Here is an 18,707-nt window from a genome sequence, read left to right as displayed (position 1 = left end):
CGACGCTGTGGCCAGCGGGTGCGAAACGAGCAGGAACCATGAACGAACTAAAGCCGGTGCAGAGCGAATTCACCACTGTCGAGGTGGCGAGCCCAGAGGGCGGCAATCCGGACCGCTTCGTCAACCGCGAGTTTTCCTGGCTGCAATTCAACCGCCGCGTCCTCGAAGAATCGCTGAACGCCAACCATCCGCTGCTCGAGCGGGTCCGCTTCCTGTCGATTTCGGCCGCCAATCTCGACGAGTTCTTCATGGTCCGTGTCGCCGGCCTCGCCGGCCAGGTTCGCGAAGGCATCACGCTGAAGAGCGCGGACGGCCGCACCCCCGAACAACAGCTGGAACAATTGCTGCGCGAGGTCGAGCGCCTGCAGGAGGACCAGCAGAACAGCCTATCCGCTCTGATACTGCTGCTCGACAAGGAAGGCATCGAGAGCATCAGCCGCGATGGGCTGACCAAGGACGAGAAGACCTGGCTCGAGGATCATTTCCAGGAGCAGGTGTTTCCGGTGCTCACACCGCTGTCGATCGACCCGGCGCATCCGTTCCCGTTCATTCCCAATCTCGGCTTCTCGATGGCGCTGCAACTGCGCCAACGCAGGAATGGCGAGGAGATGAGCGCGCTGTTGCGTCTGCCGGTGGCGCTGAAGCGCTTCATCCGCTTGCCTGACCGCAAGCATCATGTCCGCTTCATTCCGCTGGAAGAAGCGGTCGGCCTCTATATCGGCAAGCTGTTCCCCGGCTACGAGGTCAAGGGCTCCGGTACGTTCCGCATCATCCGCGACAGTGACATCGAGGTCGAGGAGGAGTCCGAGGATCTCGTGCGCCTGTTCGAGACGGCGCTGAAACGGCGTCGTCGCGGCTCGGTCATCCGCATCGAATTCGACAAGCTGATGCCGGCCGAACTGCGCGAGTTCGTCGCCGGCGAGCTTGGCGTCTCGTCGAGCCGGATCAGCGTGCTCACCGGTCCGCTGGCGCTCAGCCAGATTTCCGAGATCGTCGCCATCGCCCGCGACGATCTCAAATTCAAGCCTTACAATCCGCGCTTTCCCGAACGCATCCGCGAGCACGGCGGCGACTGTTTCGCCGCCATCCGCGAGAAGGACATCATCGTTCATCACCCCTACGAATCCTTCGACGTGGTGGTGCAGTTCCTGCGCCAGGCGATGGCCGATCCGGAAGTGGTGGCGATCAAGCAGACGCTCTATCGCACCTCGAACGACAGCCCGATCGTGCGCGCTTTGGTCGACGCGGCGGAGGCCGGCAAGTCGGTGACCGCGCTGGTCGAGCTCAAGGCGCGTTTCGACGAGGAAGCCAACATCCGCTGGGCGCGCGACCTCGAGCGCGCCGGCGTTCAGGTCGTATTCGGCTTCCTCGAACTGAAGACCCACGCGAAAATGTCGCTGGTGGTGCGGCGCGAGGACGGCAAGCTGCGCAACTATGTGCATCTCGGCACCGGCAACTACCATCCGGTCACCGCGCGCATCTACACCGACTTGTCCTTCTTCACCACCGCTCCGACAATCGCCCGCGATGTCGCTCAGCTGTTCAATTTTATCACCGGCTACGCCGAGCCGACCGAGGAGATGCGGCTGGCCATCTCGCCGTTCACGCTGCGCAAGCGCATCCTCAAGCACATTTCGGACGAGATTGGCCATGCGCTGGAGGGCAGGCCGGCCCGCATCTGGATGAAGATGAATTCGCTGGTCGACCCGATCATCATCGACGCGCTCTATGACGCCAGCCGCGCCGGCGTCGAGATCGATCTCGTCGTGCGCGGCATCTGCTGCCTGAGGCCCCAAGTGCCGGGCCTGTCGGAAAACATAAGGGTCAAGTCGATCGTCGGCCGCTTCCTCGAACACAGCCGAATCTATTGTTTCGGCAACGGCCATGGACTGNAGGGTCAAGTCGATCGTCGGCCGCTTCCTCGAACACAGCCGAATCTATTGTTTCGGCAACGGCCATGGACTGCCGTCGGACGGGGCGATCGTCTACATCTCATCGGCCGATTTGATGCCGCGCAATCTCGACCGCCGCGTCGAAACCATGGTGCCGATCACCAATCCAACGGTGCATGAACAAGTCCTCGGTCAGATCATGCTGGGCAACATCATGGACAACCAGCAAAGTTTCGACGTATTGGCTGACGGAACCTCCCGGCGCGCCACGCTCGAGGAGGGCGAGGAACCGTTCAACGCGCAGGAATATTTCATGACCAATCCGAGCCTCTCCGGACGCGGCGATGCGCTGAAATCGCATGCGCCCAAGCGCATCGCGCAGTTCAAGCGCCGCAAGAAAAACGCTGCAGCGACCGGCTGATGATTTCAACGTCCCAGGGCCGGCTTCAGGACCGCCGACCGCTGTCCATCATCGACATCGGGTCGAACTCGATCCGGCTTGTCGTCTATGAGGGGCTGGCGCGCTCGCCAACCACGCTGTTCAACGAAAAGATGCTGGCCGGCCTCGGTCGCGGCATCGTCTCGACCGGAAAGCTCGATCCCGAGGCGGTGACCCGTTCGATGGAGGAGTTTCGGCGTTTCCGTGCGCTGTCCGAGCAGGCCGGCGCCGAGCATATGTATGTGCTGGCGACCGCCGCCGCCCGCGAGGCGGTCAACGGCCCCGATTTCATCCACCGCGCCGAAGATGTGCTCAAGACCGAGGTCCAGGTCCTGAGCGGGCGCCAGGAAGCCCACTATTCCGCGCTTGGCGTCATTTCCGGCTTCCACCCGGCCAACGGCATCGCCGGCGACCTCGGCGGCGGCAGCCTCGAACTGGTCGACGTCGATGGCGAGGCAATCGGCGACGGCATCACGCTGCCGCTGGGCGGCCTGCGCCTGCAGGACATGGCCAAGAACTCGCTGGCCCAGGCGGCAAAGATAGCGCGCGACGAGCTCGCGAAGGCAAAGCTGCTGAAAGGCGGGCAGGGCAGGCCGTTCTATGCGGTCGGCGGAACCTGGCGAAACCTCGCCCGGCTGTACATGGAAATGACCAGCTATCCGCTGAGTGTCATGCATCATTACGAGATCGGCATCGACAGCGCTGCGACCTTCCTCAAGCAGGTCGCCAAGGGTGAGATCGAGAAAATAAAGGGCATCGAAGGAGTCTCGAAGAACCGCCGCTCGCTGCTGCCTTTTGGCGCCATCGTGCTGCAGGAGATCATGGCGGCGATGCAGCCGTCCAAGATCATCGTCTCGGCACTTGGCGTGCGCGAGGGCTTTCTCTATTCGCTGCTCGACAAAGCCGAGCAGAAGGCGGATCCGCTGATCTCGGCCTCGGAGGAACTCGCCCGGCTGCGTTCGCGCTCGGTCACCCACGCGCAAGAGCTTGTTGAGTGGACGGGCAAGACCTTCGCCGCCTTCGGCATCGAGGAGACCGTCGACGAGGCGCGTTACCGCCAGGCCGCCTGCCTGCTTGCCGACATCGGCTGGCGCGCGCATCCCGAATATCGCGGCAAGCAATCGCTCAACATCATTGCCCACGCCTCCTTCATCGGCGTCGACCATCCCGGCCGCGCCTTCCTGGCGCTGGCCAACGCCTACCGTCATGATGGCGTCTTCAACGAATCGATCGCGCCGGAAATCAAGGCACTGGCAACGCCGCGCTATATCGAGCGCGCCCGTGTGCTGGCCGCGGTGATGCGCGTCGTCTACCTGCTGACGGCGGCAATGCCGGGCGTCATGCCGCGGTTGAAATGGGAGAGGCGCGGCAATGGCGTGCTGGCGCTGGTGCTGCCGGCGTCGCTGGCCGATCTTTACGGCGAGCGGCCGGCCGGGCGACTGGCGCAACTGGCGAGGGTCACCAATCGCCGGCTGGTGCTGGCGGTCGAGGGCGGCCCCACTATGCCAGCCAAGTAGTCTGGCTCAGTCAAGTAATTCGGCTCAGTCCGGCAGCTTGTGTCGGTCAAGTCGTTTCAGCGCCGATCCGAAGCATCCTCCCGTCGATCGAGTAGGCGCCGGCGCCTGCAATTGCCAGCGCCAGAAAACCGCCCGATATCGCGATGTCCTTCATCAGCATCTGCGAATGCATGAAGGTCAGCGTCGGATCGTCGCCGCCCTGGCCATAGTGGCCGATGAAGCCTGCCGCGATGCAGAAAGCGGCAAGCAGGAGCGCCACGATCGGCGTCTTGAGGCCGACGAGGATGAGCAGTCCGGCGATCAACTCGAACAGGCCCGTCGCCCAGGCTGCGAGTGTCGGCAGCGGCAGGCCAAGGCCGGAAAAATAGCCCGATGTGCCGGCAATGTCGGTAAGCGCGTGAAAGCCGGACGGAACGAATAGAGCGGCGAGCAGCAGCCGCGAAAGCAGAAGCAGCGCATCGCGCGGCATTGGTCACCTCCGACGTTGGCGGCGGTTTGCTTCACCCCGACACCTCATCCTAGCAGAAAGTCCGGCCGGCTGATCGACGGGCATAAACCGACAACGAAAAAGGGACGCGGAAAATTCCGCGCCCCTTGTTGCAAGTGATTCCTGGACCGCTTCAGCCGCGCTTGGCGTCGACCGAATAGGCGCCGGCGCCCGAGGAAGCCAGCACGAGGAAGCCGCCGGCAATCGCCAGGTTCTTCATGAAGCTGATCATCTGCATCTGATCGGCCCAGCCGGTGTGGGCGACCAATCCCGTGGCGACGGTGAAGATTGCCAGCACCCAGGCGGTGATCCGGGTCTGAAAGCCGATGAGGATGGCGAGGCCGCCGAGCAGCTCGAGCAGACCGACCACAATCGCCGTCACGGTCGGCATCGGCAGACCCATGCTGCCGAAGTAACCGGCGGTGCCGGCGATCGCAGTGAGCTTGCCGAAACCGGAAAGCACGAAGATGACCGAAAGCAGGATGCGGCCGAGCAGGATGGTGCCTGAGGCGTTGGAAGCGGCGTTGGAAACGGTGCCGGAACCGGCAACGGACGTGTTGGTGGACATGATGGGCTCTCCGGGAGGGGTTGTGGTGCCCACCCACATAGAGCAGGGCGACTGTTCACCAAAGATGCAGATTTGGTTACAGATTGTTCACCGCAGTAAAGTTTTTGCGATCAGCGCAAGATCATCCCGGATGCGTCATCTCCTCCGGCCGAACCAGGCGGTCGTAGTCGGCTTCGCTAACCAGCCCGGTGGCAAGCGCTTCCTCACGCAAGGTTGTGCCGTTCTTGTGAGCGGTCTTGGCGATCTTGGCGGCGTTGTCGTAGCCGATGGTCGGCGCCAGTGCTGTCACCAGCATCAGCGAACGGTCGAGGGCGGCCTTGATATTGTCTTCCCGCGCCTCGATGCCGACGACGCAATTGTCGGTGAACGAGATGGAGGCGTCGGCGAGCAGTTGCACCGACTGCAGGAAATTGTAGGCCATCAGCGGGTTGTAGACGTTGAGTTCGAAATGGCCCTGGCTGCCGGCGAAGGTCACGGCCGCATTGTTGCCGAACACCTGGATGCAGACCTGGGTCATCGCCTCGCACTGGGTGGGATTGACCTTGCCCGGCATGATCGACGAACCCGGCTCGTTTTCCGGCAGCGACAGTTCACCAAGGCCGGAGCGCGGGCCGGAGCCGAGCAGACGAATGTCGTTGGCAATCTTGAACAGGGCGCCGGCGCAGGCGTTGATGGCGCCATGCGAGAACACCATGGAATCATGCGCCGCCAGCGCCTCGAACTTGTTTGGCGCGGTGATGAAGGCGATGCCGGTGATCGCGGCGATGCGATCCGCCACTCTCTCGGCAAAGCCGACCGGCGCGTTGAGGCCGGTGCCGACGGCCGTGCCGCCTTGCGCCAATTCCTGCAGGCCGGGCAGCGTCATCTCGATGCGTTTGATCGAGGAGGCGACCTGCGCGGCATAGCCTGAGAATTCCTGGCCAAGGGTGAGGGGCGTCGCGTCCTGCGTGTGGGTGCGGCCGATCTTGACGATGTGGGCGAATGCTTTGGTCTTGGCCTTCAGCGCGGCGTGCAAATGCCCGAGCGCCGGCAACAAATCGTGCACGATGCGCTCGGCACAGGCGATGTGCATGGCCGTCGGATAGGTATCGTTCGACGACTGGCTCATATTGACGTGGTCGTTGGGATGCACCGGTTTCTTCGACCCCATGACACCGCCCAGCAGTTCGATCGCCCGGTTGGAGATCACCTCGTTGGCGTTCATGTTGGATTGCGTGCCCGAGCCGGTCTGCCAGACGACCAGCGGGAAATGATCGTTCAGCTTGCCGTCGATGACTTCCTGAGAGGCTTCGATGATCGCCTTGCCGATGGCCGGGTCAAGCCGCTTCAGCTCCATATTGGTTTCGGCCGCCGCCCGCTTGACGATGCCGAGCGCGCGAACGATCGACGCCGGCTGCTTTTCCCAGCCAATTTTGAAATTGCCCAGCGAACGCTGCGCCTGCGCGCCCCAGTAATGATCGGCGGCGACCTCGATGGGACCGAACGTGTCGGTTTCGGTTCTGGTCTCTGGCGCGCTCACATGTCTCTCCGGTCTGTCGAACCCGGCACCGGCGTATCGCGTTGCACAAATGGCTTCAAGCGGAGATTGCGGGCGACAAGGATGCAAATCGGTTGAAGGAGCGCCTCTCACCGCCCAAGCAGCGACTGTGAGGTTGGAGATAGGCGCAAGGTCTCGGTCGATCTAGCCAGACATGACTGGGCATCCCGCTCGAATGCCTGCCACTCCGGGGAACTGGCAAGGACTGCCTCGTGGCGGGCATGGGCGTCCGCGCTGTCGAAGGCGGCGACGCTGATGAAGACATTTTCGCCTGATCGTACCGGCAGGCGGGGAAAGCAGTTTTCGGCATGTTCGGAGACAAACGCAGCAAGTGGCCGCGCGCCAAGTGCCGCCAACACGGCAATGGCGTCGGTTTTGAAGCGGCTGGCGAAGTCGGCTTCGGCGCCGTGCCGCAGATGATGAATCTTGATGACAACAATATCCCACAAGCGATTGTCTCCGCTTGGTTTTTCGTAACCATCCAAGGCTGCTCGTTGCGATCCCGACAGATCGAAGCCGGCGCCGGGCCATGCCGGTTTCAGCAACAGCACGTCGTCGGAGGAGATCATCGTGGCGTTGGCGGCGTCGCGCCAGGCGGCCCAGACGGGCCCCTCATAGAACGCGGTCAGTGCATTCTTCCGCGCTTCCATACCCTCGAAGCCGCGCAGCCAGATGAACATGTCAGGCCGGTCGAGATCGCGAAACTGACCGATGATGGTCATGTCAGCCGCTTCCTGACTCTCGATGAGGTGACCGTCGAAGATGCCGATCAGCGTGTCGCGCCGGCCAGGTTTCAGCGTGTATTGCCTGAGCTCGACGACCGGCGAGGCGTTGAGGCCGGATTTGGACCGGGCATTCAGGGGCAGGCTCATCGCGCAATCTCCAAAACAGGGCGTTCATCCTGTTTTATAAACAGATCGGTTGTCCTGTTTTGTCAATCTGCTATCGTTGAAAAATGTTAGCAGAGATGACCGCTCGCCCAAAGGCGCAGCCCGGCAAACGCACCAACGACCCGGAAGGCCTGCGCAAACGCGTGCTCGATGTCGCCGAAGCCTCGTTTCAGGCGCGCGGCTACCATGCCTCCAGCCTCGGCGACCTGATGGCCGCGGCAGGCGTCACCGGCGGCGCGCTGCATCATCACTTCCCGACCAAGAAGGCGCTGGCGCTGGCGGTGATCGAGGAGCGGGTCGCCGCGGCCGTCGAAGCAACATGGATCGCGCCGGTGCAGGCGGCAGGCTCGACGCGCGAGGGCGTGCGCAGCGTGTTCGAGGCAGTGGCCGCGGAACTGGAGCAACAGGGTTTCGTGCGCGGCTGCCCGCTCAACAACCTGGCGCATGAATTGTCGCTTGCCGATCCGGATTTCCGCACCGCCCTTGCCGGAATTTTTTCGGCGTGGCGCCAGGCGATCGCCGACAAGGTCAGGGCCGACCAGCAAGCGGGCAGGGAGCAGGACACCGATCCGCGGCGCTTCGCGGCATTCGCGGTCGCCACCTATTCCGGCGCCATGTCGATGGCCAAGACGACGCAGGATTCTGCTGTGCTGCGCGATTGCCTGAACGCGCTGGAGCAGGGAGTTTCCTCAGCAAGAGCGAAGCGACGTCGCAGGGTGCTGCGGCAGTACAAAGCCTTTTGATGCCGGAGCGCCAGTCGGCTCTCTGCCCTGCCGGGACTTAATTCGGCAGCGGTTTGATGACCTCGTAGCCGACCACGCTTTCGGCGTTGGTGCCCTCGTCATAGCGCCTGGCCAGAACGGCCTGCAGATCGGGCGCATAGAGCGCGGTGAATTCATCCTGGGTCTTGCCGGCCTCGTTCTTGATCGTCTGCCTGACCGCCAGCACGTGGTATTTGCAGTCGCCCAGGCTGAACGTCTCCTTGCCTTTTACGTTGATCTCGAGCGTCTCGGTGCCCTTGGGCTGTTTGTTTGCAGCGAGGCGGACGAACACGGTCGTGCTTTTCGCCCCGGCCTTGAGCGGAAACAGCTTTCTGAGATCCGAAAACGGGATCATCGCAAGCTGACCGGTCTCGCTGTCGCGAAACACCTCGATCAGACCGCCGAACAGAAACTGCGTCTGCGGCGATTGGGATTGGTATTCGTTGGCGACCGACACCATTCCACCCGCCGCCGGTCGAAACTCGCTGTGGATGCCGGGCCTTTCGAGAATGAAGCCGGCCTTGGCGGCTTTGGCGTCGATGCACTCGGCACCATGAGCGGCGCTCGCCAGGATGGTAAGTGCCGTTGCGATGGATATAGTCTTCATAGCGTTTGCCCGCGCAAGTTGAGTCCTGACCTGAAGCAATGCCAGACCTGCGGCAGCGTGTCGACATACCGTTCGCGGCAACTGGACGAAGAGGCGCCGGCTGTGCTGAATTTCACGCCATGAATCGCATCTCGGCAGGATCACTCTCCCGGCGCCGCTTCCTGACGCAGGGAGCAGGGCTGGCCGCGGCCGGCGTCCTTGCGCGACCGGCGCTCGGACAGACCGGACAGCGCATTGCGCCTGTCGACGCCACCTTCCTGTTCGTCGCCGATGTCCATGCCTGCCGCATGGCCAACGGGCTGAGCCCCAATTGCCAGCAGGAAGGCAAGACCGATGCCGCCTTGCTGGGCAGCGTCGCCGCGTTGAACGGCATTGGCGAGAAGCACTGGCCGGCCGAAATCAACGGCATCGCCACCGGCCTGCGCTCGGCCGGCAGCCGCATCGGCACGCCGCTCGGCCTCGTCGTCGGCGGCGACATGACCGATGACGGCGGCGGCCAGGTCATCCAGCCCAGCGAGGGCACGCAGCTGCTCCAGTTCAGCCAGCGTTACCAGCAGGGCATCGGCCCCGATCGCGTGCATGTGCCGGTCTATGTCGGCCTCGGCAACCACGATCTCGACCAGAACGGCCCGCCAAACCACGTCGACTGGTACCGCCGCGAAATGCGCGACTATGTCGAGGTCAACCATCGTGCCGGCGTGTTCTTCAAGCCGCCGGTGCCGGCGACCAGTTACGATGTCGACACCGACTGCTACTCGTGGGACTGGGGCGGCCTGCATCTCGTCCAGACGCACCGTTTCGCCGGCGACACCGGCCACGGCGCGGTCTCCGGCCTGCCATGGCTGAAGCAGGATCTGGCGACCTATGCAGCGGACGGCCGCCCCGTCATCCTGTTCCAGCACTATGGTTGGGATGTTTTCTCGATCGAACGGTGGGATGCCGCCAAAGGAACCTTCGACGATGAAGGCGCTGGTGCGCCGCACTGGTGGAGCGAGGCGGACCGGCAGGCGCTGCTGGCGGCGCTGAAGGGCTACAACGTCATCGGCATCTTTCATGGCCACCAGCACGAGACAGCGATGATCTATCGCGGCGATGGGCTCGACCTGTTCAAGCCGAAGGCCGCTTATATGGGCGGCTTCGCGCTGGCGCGGGTGAGCGGCGACAGCATGGACGTGGTGCTTGGCGAAGCCGTCGGCGACCATGGCGAGGTCGCCTTCACCAACGCTTTCTCAAAGAGCCTGAATTTCTAACGGCAACTGAAGCAGACAGCGGACCGCTAAACCGCTTTCCTCATCGCTATCGAAACAGCAGCGCAGGGGTCAGATCACCTTCCTGAACTTGTCCTTGATGTCGCCATAGGCCTTCTGCATTTTGCCGGCCATCTTGTCGGCCACGCCTTCAGCTTGCCTGTTGCCGGTCGCCTTGCCGGCGGCTTTCTTCACCGCGCCCTTGAGCTGCTTGGCTAGGCCCGCAATCTGACTCTTGTTCACCATGGCCGCATCTCCCGGAATCAATCTGCTGTTTGGGAAACGGGTGGCTGGGTTTTCGGTTCCGGAGCCCTGCCTCGTCGGTCAATCAACTGGCCACGGCCTTTGGCCCTGACCGCCACGGCGATTGCTACTCGGCATAAAAGAACGCCCCTCGCGCGTTTTATTGCACGGGAGGCGTCCTTTGTGTCAGCCTTTCCTGAGATTGCTCTCATGAACTGCTGGCGATACTTAAAATGCACGGATGCCAAGATGGTTCCCGGCATGGCGCGATTTTTTACATTTCTGACAGCTCGCGCTGGGCCCGGTTTTCGGCGTCAGATCCGCCGTCGAATTGCCTGCGCAGCCAGCGTGCCGCCATCGGCCCGCCGACGACGAAAGCAGACGGCGAAAGCAAAAAATTGACACGGCGCCAAAAGAAGTCTAAAAGCAATTCGTCGATATTTGTTTGACCGACTTTTGTTATCCGCGTGTCCAGGCGCGCCTTTGACGAACTTCCCCCATCAAAATCGAGACAAACGCTGTTGTGCATTCGCATGACGGCGAACGAATATTTGCCACGGAAAGGGTTCGTTATGAGCACAGGCACAGTTAAATGGTTCAATGCCACCAAGGGTTTCGGTTTTATTCAGCCTGACGACGGCTCGGCCGACGTTTTTGTCCACATCTCGGCCGTAGAGCGCGCCGGAATGCGCGACATCGTCGAGGGCCAGAAGCTCGGCTACGAGATGGTCCGCGACAACAAGTCGGGCAAGATGTCCGCCGATCAGTTGAAGGCGGCCTAAAACCGAATTCAGCCTCGCCGGTGACCACGGATGTACTGGCACCGGTGAACGGCAAATTCCAGCGCATGACCCCGGAAACATCAGTTTCCGGAAAGGATCATGCGTAGAATGAGCAAGTGCACGCGCGTTCAACCGGACGCGCGGCGCTCCGGCGGAGTCAGGCAATGCCTGGCCTTTTGCGTTTCGGGCGCCGCAAAAGTTCGAAAAGAGCACCGCGCGTTCGCTTGAACGTGCTAAGGATGCTCCAGCAATTTGAATCCGACTGCCGTATTGCTTTGTGCGTGGTCCTGGTCGAAAGACCAGTCTCGCCATTTTCGGCATTACGCTCCGAACCGGGAGAAAGACCTTGACCGCCACTTCGAAGAAATCCCGCGACCAGGCCGAATCCATCTTCAGCAAGACCCAGACCCAGTCCATGTCGCTCAACCGCATTATTTCCGAGCAGGATGCTGTCAGCCAGGCCCGGGAAGCCAAGACCGCGCGGCTGCGCGAACTGCGCCTGGAGAAAGAAGCCGACGAACTGGCTGCAGCCGCCGCGCTCGCGGCCGCGCCGAAGCGCGTGGGCAAACGCTGATGGGCACCAAGCGCGTCCCGCAAGAGGCGATCGCCGCCGATTCGACCATCGCCGATGTCGTGGGAGCCCTCGACAAGCCGGTCGAGTATGTCCGGCGCGTTCTCGAAAAGCTCGAGCGCTGCAGGCGCGCCCATGGCGATGCCCAGGTCAGGCTCGGCGTGCGTGGCCGCTCCGAATGCCCGAACTATCTGATCGAGTATGTCCGCGAAAATGCCAAGACCCGTGAGCGCGTCACCCATCAGGATGCCGCCTATAGCGGCAGCACGCATCGCGAACTGGCACCCCGGCACATCGAGGAGGCCAGGAACTGGTCGCCCGAGGAAATGAACATCACGGCGGTCTCGGCGCTGATCGGCCGGCTTCGCAACCCGAATGCGCCATCATCGCGTTTCTCCGACGAGGATTGATATGGCCATAAAATTTTCCGCCAAGGATCAGCCGGCAGCATCCACTGCCATCGCAAAGTTGGCCAAGCCGGCCGCCGCGCCGAAAGCCGATGTCGCCGCCGAGGCAGCGACCGACCTGTTCAAGTCGCCGGCGAACGTGGCGTCGCGCAAGACCAGGAAGAAAAAATAGCGCCCTTGCCAAGCAACGCCGGTATGAATTCTGTTGCGTCAGGGCTGCTCGCCCTGGCGAGCGGCGGAGACTTTTCATCACTGGAGGAGCGCGCCGCCCCTCTCTTCGACTGCCAGAGCTGTGGCGCCTGCTGTTCCTATTCATCCGAATGGCCGCGCTTCTCGACCGAAGATGACGCGCAGCTCGACCGGATCCCGCAGAAATATGTGGCTGCCGACGAAGCCGGCATGCGCTGTGACGGCGTGCGCTGCTCGGCACTTTCCGGCGAGGTCGGCAAGTCGACCATTTGCGGCATCTACGAGGTCCGGCCGGACGTCTGCCGCGCCTGCATGCCCGGTGGCGACGACTGCTTGATGGCGCGCAAGGCACATGGTCTGCCGGCGCCCTGATAACGGGCCTCGATAGGTCTCAGTTTGAATTTCCACCTCGGGTGGGAAGCCGCCATTCCTGTCGCTGGGCTGTGGAATTCCAGCGCTCTGCGGCCAGGCCATCGGATGCGTCGAGTAGAGACGGGCGGCTCAGTCGTTCCTCACTGAGTCAGCGTGTTTTTGTAGATCAGGCCGTCCTTCATGATGATTTTGAAATTGTTGGCAGGATCGGCCACCAGGTCGAGGTTCTCCAGCGGATTGCCTTCGACGAGCAGGAGGTCGGCGAGCGCGCCCTCTTCGATAACGCCGAGCTTTCCCGGATAGGGATTGCGAAGGCCCGACAGCGCGAGCAGCTCGGCATTGGTCCCGGTCGCCATGACGAGTGCTTCGGCAGGCGTGTACCAACGCACAAGCGACGCCAGGATTGCTCCCTGCTGCTTCGCCAGCGCGCGGGAGAACAGGACATCGGTGCCCCATGCCGTCTTGATCTTGTATTTCTTCGCGAGTTCGTAGGTCCTGCCGATGCCCGGCCACACCTCATCGGCCTTGGCTCGCTCGACCGAACCCTCTCGGAGGCCTGTCCTCATCAATTCGGGAAGCGGCTGCAAGCTCAGCCAAACGTCCTTTTCGGCGATCAGCTTGGCGGTTGCCTCGTCCATGAGGAAGCCGTGTTCGATGCACTTGACGCCGGCCGCGACAGCCTTCCGGATCGCATCCGAGGTGAAGGCGTGCGCGGCGACGTAGGTGCCCCAATTCTCGGCAATTTCAACGGCGGCCCGCAGTTCGGGCTCGGTGAAGGTGGTGACGTCGAGCGGGCTGTGGGGCGACGACACTCCACCGCCCGCTGTCAGCTTCAGCAGCGCGGCCCCCTGCATGAATTGCTCGCGGGCACGCAAACGCACCTCGTCGGGACTGTCCACGACTATGCTGCCGCCGTTCCTCTCCATGGGGGTGAACAAGCCGCCGATCGTCCGGGGCAAGTCGCTGAGCTGGCGGAAATCCCCATGCCCGCTGGTCACGGTGATCATGGCTCCGGACGGATAGATGCGCGGTCCCGCGATAATGCCTTGATCTATCGCGCGCTTGAGGCCGAACGCCGGCCCGCCCACATCGCGAACGGTGGTGAAGCCGCGCATCAGTGTATCCGTCGCCTCGTCGCCGGCCGCAAGATTGGCGAAGCCGATGTCGCCCATCGCCTCTGCCGGGGTGGATGCAATCAGCATTGCGTGCCAATGCGCATCGATCAGCCCCGGCATCAGCGTTCGCCCGTTGCCGGCGATGCGCTGCGCGCCCTCGGCCGCGATGGGACTTGTCGAAATCCGCGCAATCAGCTTGCCCTGCACCAGCACACTCGACGGAGCCGAAAGTGCGGCGCCCTTCCCGTCGAAGATGCGAACGTTTTCGAAAAGCACGTCATCGGCGCGCGCGCTGGCGCAAAGTCCAAGCAGGAGAGCCGCCGCAAGCATTTGTCTGCCAGAGCGAAGCATCGTGAAAACCGGGCGCGCAACAAAGAACAACACAGCGGCGCAGGGCAGGGCATGCGCCACAACCTTGCCTTTCGTCAGCTCCTGCGATCCAACGGATTGGTGACACATGACGATTATCCCGCTTCAGGAGAGGTGGCCACGGCGCAAGGACAAGTTTGTAGCTTACACGGCATCGGGTCAAGAAGTGTTCCGGACTGGCACCGGACCGGCCTCGTTCGCAGCGAAGGTGGTGTCCAAAGTCAGGCCAATGCGATGATGGCAGGGCCAGCAGTGCAAGGGTTGCCTCAGGAAACGAGCTTACGAAACGTCGCCCACGGGAGTTGGTTTTAAGATCCCGCCGAGGGATACCGCCTTGGGTCGTGACCCGAAATTCGAAATGAGGCACTAACGGTCTTCGGGCTGGCTTGTGCCCGCGCGTTTCGCTGGCTACCTTGCCGGCGGCAGGTCACCGGAGGACGCATCGTGAGCATCGAATTCTTGTTGACGTCGCTGATCGTCGTGGCTTCGCCCGGCACCGGCGTTCTCTATACGCTGAGCGCCGGACTTTCGCGTGGCGCGCGCGCCAGCATCATCGCGGCTGTTGGTTGCACGCTCGGCATCATTCCGCACATGGCGGCCGCCATCACCGGTCTGGCGGCGCTGCTGCACACCAGCGCGCTCGCCTTCGAGACGCTGAAATATATGGGCGTCGCCTATCTGCTCTACATGGCGTGGAACACGCTGAAGGAGAGCGGCAGCTTGAACGTCGGGCAGGATGTCGCGCCGCGCACGACCGGCAAGGTGATCACCTCAGGCATCCTCATCAACATCCTCAACCCGAAGCTGTCGATTTTCTTCTTCGCCTTCCTGCCGCAGTTCGTCAGCACCACCGAACCGCATGCGCTGTCGAGGATGCTGGAGCTCAGCTCCGTCTTCATGCTTTTGACCTTCATCGTCTTTGTCGGCTACGGCATCTTCGCCGCCTCGATCCGCAGCCATGTCGTGTGGCGGCCGATGGTGCTCACCTGGATGCGCCGCACCTTCGCCGGCGCCTTCGTCGCGCTCGGCGCAAAACTGGCGCTGACCGAGCGGTAGAGCCGCCGGTGCTATCCCTTTACATATCCCATCGCTTCGACGATCAGCCCGCCCGCAACGCGCATCAGATTGACGCCACGGATGGAGTTGCCTTCGGCGGGCCAGTAGCGCCAGCGGATTGTCGCCCGCTCACCGGCGACGAACGTTTCTTCAACGTCGAAGCGGGTGCCGGGTTCGCTGGCGATCGCCGACCACAGCCGCACGCATGCCTCACGGCCGGCATGGCGGGCGCCATCCGGCGCCGGCACGGTGTTTTCGATGACGCAGTCCTCGGCCACCAGCTCGGCGAGCGCCGACGGATCATGAAGCTGGAACACGTCGTTGAAGCGCCGGATGATATCGGCCGTCTGTCTGGATTGGTCGTCGGGATGGACGACAATGATGCTATCCCGTTTCATCTCGGTACCTCCTGATTTCATTTTTCCGCAGCGGCGGCCGTGACGAGGTCGGCCTTGAGCCTGATATCCGCCACGCCCGCCAAAGCCCGGGAGACGAGGCATGTTGCTTTCGCCGATTGGGCAAGGCGCTGGAATTCCTCGGGCGCCAGGCCCGGGATTTCGGCTTCCGTTTCGAGGTCAATGCGGGTGAGCGTCGGTCCGGCCGTGCTCGTGCCGAGATGCACCTTGGCGACGGTGTGAATCCCTACGGGGACATGGCCGCCGTTGCCCAGTATGGCGCTCAACGCCATTGAAAAGCAGCCGGCATGTGCCGCCGCAATCAATTCCTCGGGATTGGTGCCGGGACCGTTTTCGAAGCGCGACGGGAAGGAATAGGCGCCTTCGAAGACGCCGCTGCCGAGCCGCAGACGGCCCGAGCCTTCTTTCAACGAACCCTGCCATTGGGCCTCTGCTTCACGGATGGTCATTTTGTCGTTCTCCTCTTCGATGAAACGCCGGAATATATAGACTGATCTACATACTATATAGACCGATTGTCATATTCGGCGCAAGCCTATAAAGCTCACTCCTGACAGAGGTTGACATGGCGAACGAGACCCGCATCCGCATGATCGAGGCGACGGCGCTGCTGCTGAGGCAGCGCGGCTATCACGGCACCTCGCTCAACGACATCTTGAGCGCCTCCGGTGCGCCGAGAGGATCGCTCTACTTTCATTTTCCGGGCGGCAAGGACCAATTGGTCATCGAGGTGACGCGCGACAGCGTGGACAAGGTGTCTCGATGGCTTGCCGAAGAGCTGACCGCCGAAATGGATCCGGCGGTGGCTGTCCACCACATCTACCAGTCGGTCGCACGCATGCTGGAGGACAACCAGTTCACGCTTGGCTGTCCGATCGCACCCGTGGTGCTGGATTCGCCGGCCGACGTGCCGGAGTTGGCCGAACTGTGCCGGTCGGCTTTTGAGCAATGGGTAGGCCTGCTGCAGGCGGCCTTCGTCAGGGCAGGGGTGCCTGAGCGCCGCGCCCGCGCCCTGGCGCTGCTTGTCGAATCGTCGCTGGAAGGGCTGATGGTGATCGCGCGCGCCAGCCGCGACCGCGCCCCGGTGCTGGCGGTGGCAGATGAAGTTGCTGCGCTGATTGAAGGTGCCTTGCCTGCCAAAGGGGAGCTGACACGGCGCATTGAGGCCGCCGTCTGAGCCGGGCAGCCCACTAAATAAAGCAAACAAAAAGGGCGCCTTTCGGCGCCCTTTCCGTGAATGCGAGGCAATGTTGGATTAGAAATCCATGCCGCCACTCAAGCCCGCTTGCGGGCTTGAGCAACTTAGATTCATGGGCGTGCTTATGGACTTCTTAGAAGTCCATGCCGCCACTCAAGCCCGCTTGCGGGCTTGAGCAACTTAGATTCATGGGGCGTGCTTATGGACTTCTTAGAAGTCCATGCCGCCCATGCCGCCCATGCCGCCGCCGCCCATGCCGCCTGGCATGCCGCCGCCAGCCGACTCCTTCTTCGGAGCCTCCGCGATCATGGCTTCGGTGGTGACCAGCAGGCCGGCGACCGAGGCCGCGTCCTGGAGAGCCGTGCGCACACCCTTGACCGGATCGNCGCCCATCCCGCCGGGCATGCCGCCGCCAGCCGACTCCTTCTTCGGAGCCTCCGCGATCATGGCTTCGGTGGTGACCAGCAGGCCGGCGACCGAGGCCGCGTCCTGGAGAGCCGTGCGCACGACCTTGACCGGATCGACGATACCCATGGCGATCATGTCGCCATATTCGCCGGTCTGGGCATTGAAGCCGAAGGTCGGGCCCTTGTTCTCGAGGATCTTGCCGGCAACGATCGATGCTTCCGCACCGGCGTTGGCCGCGATCTGGCGGGCCGGAGCCTGCAGCGCGCGACGCANCGAGGATCTTGCCGGCAACGATCGATGCTTCCGCACCGGCGTTGGCCGCGATCTGGCGGGCCGGAGCCTGCAGCGCGCGACGCACGATGGCGATGCCAGCGGTCTGGTCGGAGTTGGCGCCGACAGCCTTGATGCTCAGCGAAGCGCGCAGCAGTGCGACGCCGCCGCCGGGAACGATGCCTTCTTCGACGGCCGCGCGGGTCGCGTTGAGGGCGTCGTCGACGCGGTCCTTCTTTTCCTTGACTTCGATCTCGGTCGCACCGCCGACGCGGATGACGGCAACGCCGCCCGCCAGCTTGGCGAGACGNGGCGTCATTGACGCGGTCCTTCTTTTCCTTGACTTCGATCTCGGTCGCACCGCCGACGCGGATGACGGCAACGCCGCCCGCCAGCTTGGCGAGACGTTCCTGCAGCTTCTCCTTGTCGTAGTCCGAGGTGGTCTCCTCGATCTGCTGCTTGATCTGGGCGACGCGGCCCTGGATCTCGGCCTTCTTGCCGGCGCCGTCGACGATGGTGGTGTTCTCCTTGGAGATCGACACCTTCTTGGCGCGGCCGAGCATGTTGAGGCCGACATTNTCGAGCTTGATGCCGAGGTCTTCGGAAATGACCTGGCCACCGGTGAGGATGGCGATGTCTTCCAGCATGGCCTTGCGGCGATCACCGAAGCCCGGCGCCTTGACTGCGGCGATCTTCAGGCCGCCACGCAGCTTGTTGACGACCAGCGTGGCCAGGGCCTCGCCTTCGACGTCTTCCGAAATGATGACCAGCGGCTTCGAGGTCTGCACGACAGCCTCGAGGATCGGCAGCATGGCCTGCAGGTTGGAGAGCTTCTTCTCGTGGAGAAGGATATAAGCGTCTTCCAGATCCGCAACCATCTTGTCGGCGTTGGTGACGAAGTAGGGCGAGAGATAGCCGCGGTCGAACNATGATGACCAGCGGCTTCGAGGTCTGCACGACAGCCTCGAGGATCGGCAGCATGGCCTGCAGGTTGGAGAGCTTCTTCTCGTGGAGAAGGATGTAGGCGTCTTCCAGATCCGCAACCATCTTGTCGGCGTTGGTGACGAAGTAGGGCGAGAGATAGCCGCGGTCGAACTGCATGCCTTCGACGACTTCGAGTTCGGTCTCGGCGGTCTTGGCTTCCTCGACCGTGATGACGCCCTCATTGCCGACCTTCTGCATGGCTTCGGCGATCATCGAGCCGACCGAAGCATCGCCATTGCCGGCGATGGTGCCGACCTGGGCAACCTCTTCCGAGGTCTTGATCTTCTTGGCGTTCTTGATCAGCGTCGCGACGACGTCGCTAACCGCGAGATCGATGCCGCGCTTCAGGTCCATCGGGTTCATGCCGGCGGCAACCGCCTTG

The 18,707-nt window shown here is 62.8% G+C and carries 20 protein-coding genes and 3 pseudogenes; 11 read left to right on the top strand and 12 right to left on the bottom strand.

What is annotated here, in order from left to right; translation table 11 throughout:
* The first annotated feature begins 38 nt into the window (after window positions 1–38).
* Window positions 39–2,313: pseudogene (locus X738_RS64400) on the top strand (RNA degradosome polyphosphate kinase).
* Complete coding sequence (gene ppx, locus X738_RS64395) at window positions 2,313–3,848, top strand: exopolyphosphatase (protein WP_023800616.1); 1,536 nt, start codon at window positions 2,313–2,315, stop codon at window positions 3,846–3,848. The pseudogene X738_RS64400 and the gene ppx overlap by 1 nt, the downstream one beginning before the upstream one ends.
* A 46-nt stretch (window positions 3,849–3,894) precedes the next feature.
* Here the strand turns inward: ppx and X738_RS64390 are convergent, their stop codons facing one another.
* The 4 genes from X738_RS64390 to X738_RS64375 form a co-directional block, all read right to left on the bottom strand.
* Entirely contained in the window at window positions 3,895–4,317 is a 423-nt protein-coding gene (locus X738_RS64390) for a DoxX family protein (protein ID WP_023800615.1), read from the bottom strand.
* A 151-nt stretch (window positions 4,318–4,468) separates the two neighbouring features.
* Complete coding sequence (locus tag X738_RS64385) at window positions 4,469–4,903, bottom strand: DoxX family protein (protein ID WP_023800614.1); 435 nt, start codon at window positions 4,901–4,903, stop codon at window positions 4,469–4,471.
* A 121-nt stretch (window positions 4,904–5,024) separates the two neighbouring features.
* Window positions 5,025–6,422, bottom strand: a complete 1,398-nt coding sequence (fumC, locus tag X738_RS64380; RefSeq protein ID WP_023800613.1) for a class II fumarate hydratase — start codon at window positions 6,420–6,422, stop codon at window positions 5,025–5,027.
* Between the two features lie 107 nt (window positions 6,423–6,529).
* Window positions 6,530–7,312, bottom strand: coding sequence for an NIPSNAP family protein (locus tag X738_RS64375; protein ID WP_023800612.1), 783 nt, complete (start codon window positions 7,310–7,312; stop codon window positions 6,530–6,532).
* A gap of 95 nt (window positions 7,313–7,407) precedes the next feature.
* Between X738_RS64375 and X738_RS64370 the strand changes: the two genes are divergently transcribed.
* The gene (locus tag X738_RS64370) at window positions 7,408–8,073 is read left to right on the top strand and encodes a TetR/AcrR family transcriptional regulator (protein ID WP_023800611.1); all 666 of its coding nucleotides are present in this window, start codon (window positions 7,408–7,410) and stop codon (window positions 8,071–8,073) included.
* A 37-nt stretch (window positions 8,074–8,110) separates the two neighbouring features.
* Here the strand turns inward: X738_RS64370 and X738_RS64365 are convergent, their stop codons facing one another.
* Window positions 8,111–8,698 carry a hypothetical protein gene (locus X738_RS64365; RefSeq protein WP_023800610.1) on the bottom strand — a complete coding sequence of 196 codons (588 nt, stop codon included), beginning with the start codon at window positions 8,696–8,698 and terminating at the stop codon, window positions 8,111–8,113.
* Window positions 8,699–8,817: 119 nt separating this feature from the next.
* Here X738_RS64365 and X738_RS64360 point away from each other — a divergent pair, with 119 nt between their 5' ends.
* Complete coding sequence (locus tag X738_RS64360) at window positions 8,818–9,948, top strand: metallophosphoesterase (protein WP_023800609.1); 1,131 nt, start codon at window positions 8,818–8,820, stop codon at window positions 9,946–9,948.
* A 69-nt stretch (window positions 9,949–10,017) separates the two neighbouring features.
* Here X738_RS64360 and X738_RS81995 read toward each other — a convergent pair whose 3' ends face one another.
* Window positions 10,018–10,191 carry a CsbD family protein gene (locus tag X738_RS81995; protein ID WP_023800608.1) on the bottom strand — a complete coding sequence of 58 codons (174 nt, stop codon included), beginning with the start codon at window positions 10,189–10,191 and terminating at the stop codon, window positions 10,018–10,020.
* A 271-nt stretch (window positions 10,192–10,462) separates the two neighbouring features.
* Entirely contained in the window at window positions 10,463–10,717 is a 255-nt protein-coding gene (locus tag X738_RS64355; protein WP_023800607.1) for a hypothetical protein, read from the bottom strand.
* A 43-nt stretch (window positions 10,718–10,760) separates the two neighbouring features.
* On the opposite strand from X738_RS64355, the gene X738_RS64350 reads away from it, so the two are divergent.
* The 5 genes from X738_RS64350 to X738_RS64335 all read left to right on the top strand — a co-directional run bounded on the left by X738_RS64350 (window position 10,761) and on the right by X738_RS64335 (window position 12,509).
* Complete coding sequence (locus X738_RS64350) at window positions 10,761–10,970, top strand: cold-shock protein (RefSeq protein WP_010915421.1); 210 nt, start codon at window positions 10,761–10,763, stop codon at window positions 10,968–10,970.
* Window positions 10,971–11,316: 346 nt separating this feature from the next.
* Window positions 11,317–11,544 carry a hypothetical protein gene (locus X738_RS64345; RefSeq protein ID WP_023800606.1) on the top strand — a complete coding sequence of 76 codons (228 nt, stop codon included), beginning with the start codon at window positions 11,317–11,319 and terminating at the stop codon, window positions 11,542–11,544.
* Entirely contained in the window at window positions 11,544–11,951 is a 408-nt protein-coding gene (locus X738_RS64340; RefSeq protein ID WP_023800605.1) for a hypothetical protein, read from the top strand. Before X738_RS64345 ends, X738_RS64340 begins: the two co-directional genes overlap by 1 nt.
* 1 nt (window position 11,952) lies before the next feature.
* The gene (locus tag X738_RS86155; RefSeq protein WP_023800604.1) at window positions 11,953–12,120 is read left to right on the top strand and encodes a hypothetical protein; all 168 of its coding nucleotides are present in this window, start codon (window positions 11,953–11,955) and stop codon (window positions 12,118–12,120) included.
* A gap of 23 nt (window positions 12,121–12,143) precedes the next feature.
* Window positions 12,144–12,509: a YkgJ family cysteine cluster protein gene (locus tag X738_RS64335; protein WP_023800603.1), complete on the top strand. Its 366-nt coding sequence runs from the start codon at window positions 12,144–12,146 to the stop codon at window positions 12,507–12,509.
* 140 nt (window positions 12,510–12,649) lie between these two features.
* Here the strand turns inward: X738_RS64335 and X738_RS64330 are convergent, their stop codons facing one another.
* A complete protein-coding gene (locus X738_RS64330; protein WP_023800602.1) occupies window positions 12,650–13,954 on the bottom strand; it encodes a metal-dependent hydrolase family protein in 1,305 nt (434 codons plus the stop codon).
* A gap of 483 nt (window positions 13,955–14,437) precedes the next feature.
* On the opposite strand from X738_RS64330, the gene X738_RS64325 reads away from it, so the two are divergent.
* On the top strand, window positions 14,438–15,049 hold the full coding sequence (locus X738_RS64325) for a LysE family translocator (RefSeq protein WP_023800601.1): 612 nt from the start codon (window positions 14,438–14,440) through the stop codon (window positions 15,047–15,049).
* An 11-nt stretch (window positions 15,050–15,060) separates the two neighbouring features.
* Here X738_RS64325 and X738_RS64320 read toward each other — a convergent pair whose 3' ends face one another.
* Complete coding sequence (locus tag X738_RS64320; RefSeq protein WP_023800600.1) at window positions 15,061–15,447, bottom strand: nuclear transport factor 2 family protein; 387 nt, start codon at window positions 15,445–15,447, stop codon at window positions 15,061–15,063.
* Between the two features lie 17 nt (window positions 15,448–15,464).
* Window positions 15,465–15,914 (bottom strand): OsmC family protein, encoded by a 450-nt coding sequence (locus tag X738_RS64315; RefSeq protein ID WP_023800599.1) that lies wholly within the window; start codon window positions 15,912–15,914, stop codon window positions 15,465–15,467.
* Between the two features lie 116 nt (window positions 15,915–16,030).
* On the opposite strand from X738_RS64315, the gene X738_RS64310 reads away from it, so the two are divergent.
* Complete coding sequence (locus X738_RS64310; RefSeq protein WP_023800598.1) at window positions 16,031–16,642, top strand: TetR/AcrR family transcriptional regulator; 612 nt, start codon at window positions 16,031–16,033, stop codon at window positions 16,640–16,642.
* Window positions 16,643–17,050: 408 nt separating this feature from the next.
* Here X738_RS64310 and X738_RS87215 read toward each other — a convergent pair.
* Window positions 17,051–18,267: pseudogene (locus X738_RS87215) on the bottom strand (TCP-1/cpn60 chaperonin family protein); the annotation flags it as partial.
* Window positions 18,268–18,289: 22 nt separating this feature from the next.
* Window positions 18,290–18,707: pseudogene (locus X738_RS88415) on the bottom strand (TCP-1/cpn60 chaperonin family protein); the annotation flags it as partial.

This window comes from Mesorhizobium sp. L48C026A00, from assembly GCF_000502375.1.
Taxonomy (GTDB): Bacteria; Pseudomonadota; Alphaproteobacteria; order Rhizobiales; family Rhizobiaceae; genus Mesorhizobium; species Mesorhizobium muleiense.
Note: the sequence above shows the minus strand (reverse complement) of the source record. Positions and strands in the feature narration are given on the sequence as shown.

Coding starts and splice junctions, on each gene's coding strand:
- ppx (WP_023800616.1), top strand. CDS start 2,313: ATGATTTCAACGTCCCAGGGCCGGCTTCAGGACCGCCGACCGCTGTCC.
- X738_RS64390 (WP_023800615.1), bottom strand. CDS start 4,317: ATGCCGCGCGATGCGCTGCTTCTGCTTTCGCGGCTGCTGCTCGCCGCT.
- X738_RS64385 (WP_023800614.1), bottom strand. CDS start 4,903: ATGTCCACCAACACGTCCGTTGCCGGTTCCGGCACCGTTTCCAACGCC.
- X738_RS64375 (WP_023800612.1), bottom strand. CDS start 7,312: ATGAGCCTGCCCCTGAATGCCCGGTCCAAATCCGGCCTCAACGCCTCG.
- X738_RS64370 (WP_023800611.1), top strand. CDS start 7,408: ATGACCGCTCGCCCAAAGGCGCAGCCCGGCAAACGCACCAACGACCCG.
- X738_RS64365 (WP_023800610.1), bottom strand. CDS start 8,698: ATGAAGACTATATCCATCGCAACGGCACTTACCATCCTGGCGAGCGCC.
- X738_RS64360 (WP_023800609.1), top strand. CDS start 8,818: ATGAATCGCATCTCGGCAGGATCACTCTCCCGGCGCCGCTTCCTGACG.
- X738_RS81995 (WP_023800608.1), bottom strand. CDS start 10,191: ATGGTGAACAAGAGTCAGATTGCGGGCCTAGCCAAGCAGCTCAAGGGC.
- X738_RS64355 (WP_023800607.1), bottom strand. CDS start 10,717: ATGCACAACAGCGTTTGTCTCGATTTTGATGGGGGAAGTTCGTCAAAG.
- X738_RS64350 (WP_010915421.1), top strand. CDS start 10,761: ATGAGCACAGGCACAGTTAAATGGTTCAATGCCACCAAGGGTTTCGGT.
- X738_RS64340 (WP_023800605.1), top strand. CDS start 11,544: ATGGGCACCAAGCGCGTCCCGCAAGAGGCGATCGCCGCCGATTCGACC.
- X738_RS86155 (WP_023800604.1), top strand. CDS start 11,953: ATGGCCATAAAATTTTCCGCCAAGGATCAGCCGGCAGCATCCACTGCC.
- X738_RS64335 (WP_023800603.1), top strand. CDS start 12,144: ATGAATTCTGTTGCGTCAGGGCTGCTCGCCCTGGCGAGCGGCGGAGAC.
- X738_RS64330 (WP_023800602.1), bottom strand. CDS start 13,954: ATGCTTGCGGCGGCTCTCCTGCTTGGACTTTGCGCCAGCGCGCGCGCC.
- X738_RS64320 (WP_023800600.1), bottom strand. CDS start 15,447: ATGAAACGGGATAGCATCATTGTCGTCCATCCCGACGACCAATCCAGA.
- X738_RS64315 (WP_023800599.1), bottom strand. CDS start 15,914: ATGACCATCCGTGAAGCAGAGGCCCAATGGCAGGGTTCGTTGAAAGAA.
- X738_RS64310 (WP_023800598.1), top strand. CDS start 16,031: ATGGCGAACGAGACCCGCATCCGCATGATCGAGGCGACGGCGCTGCTG.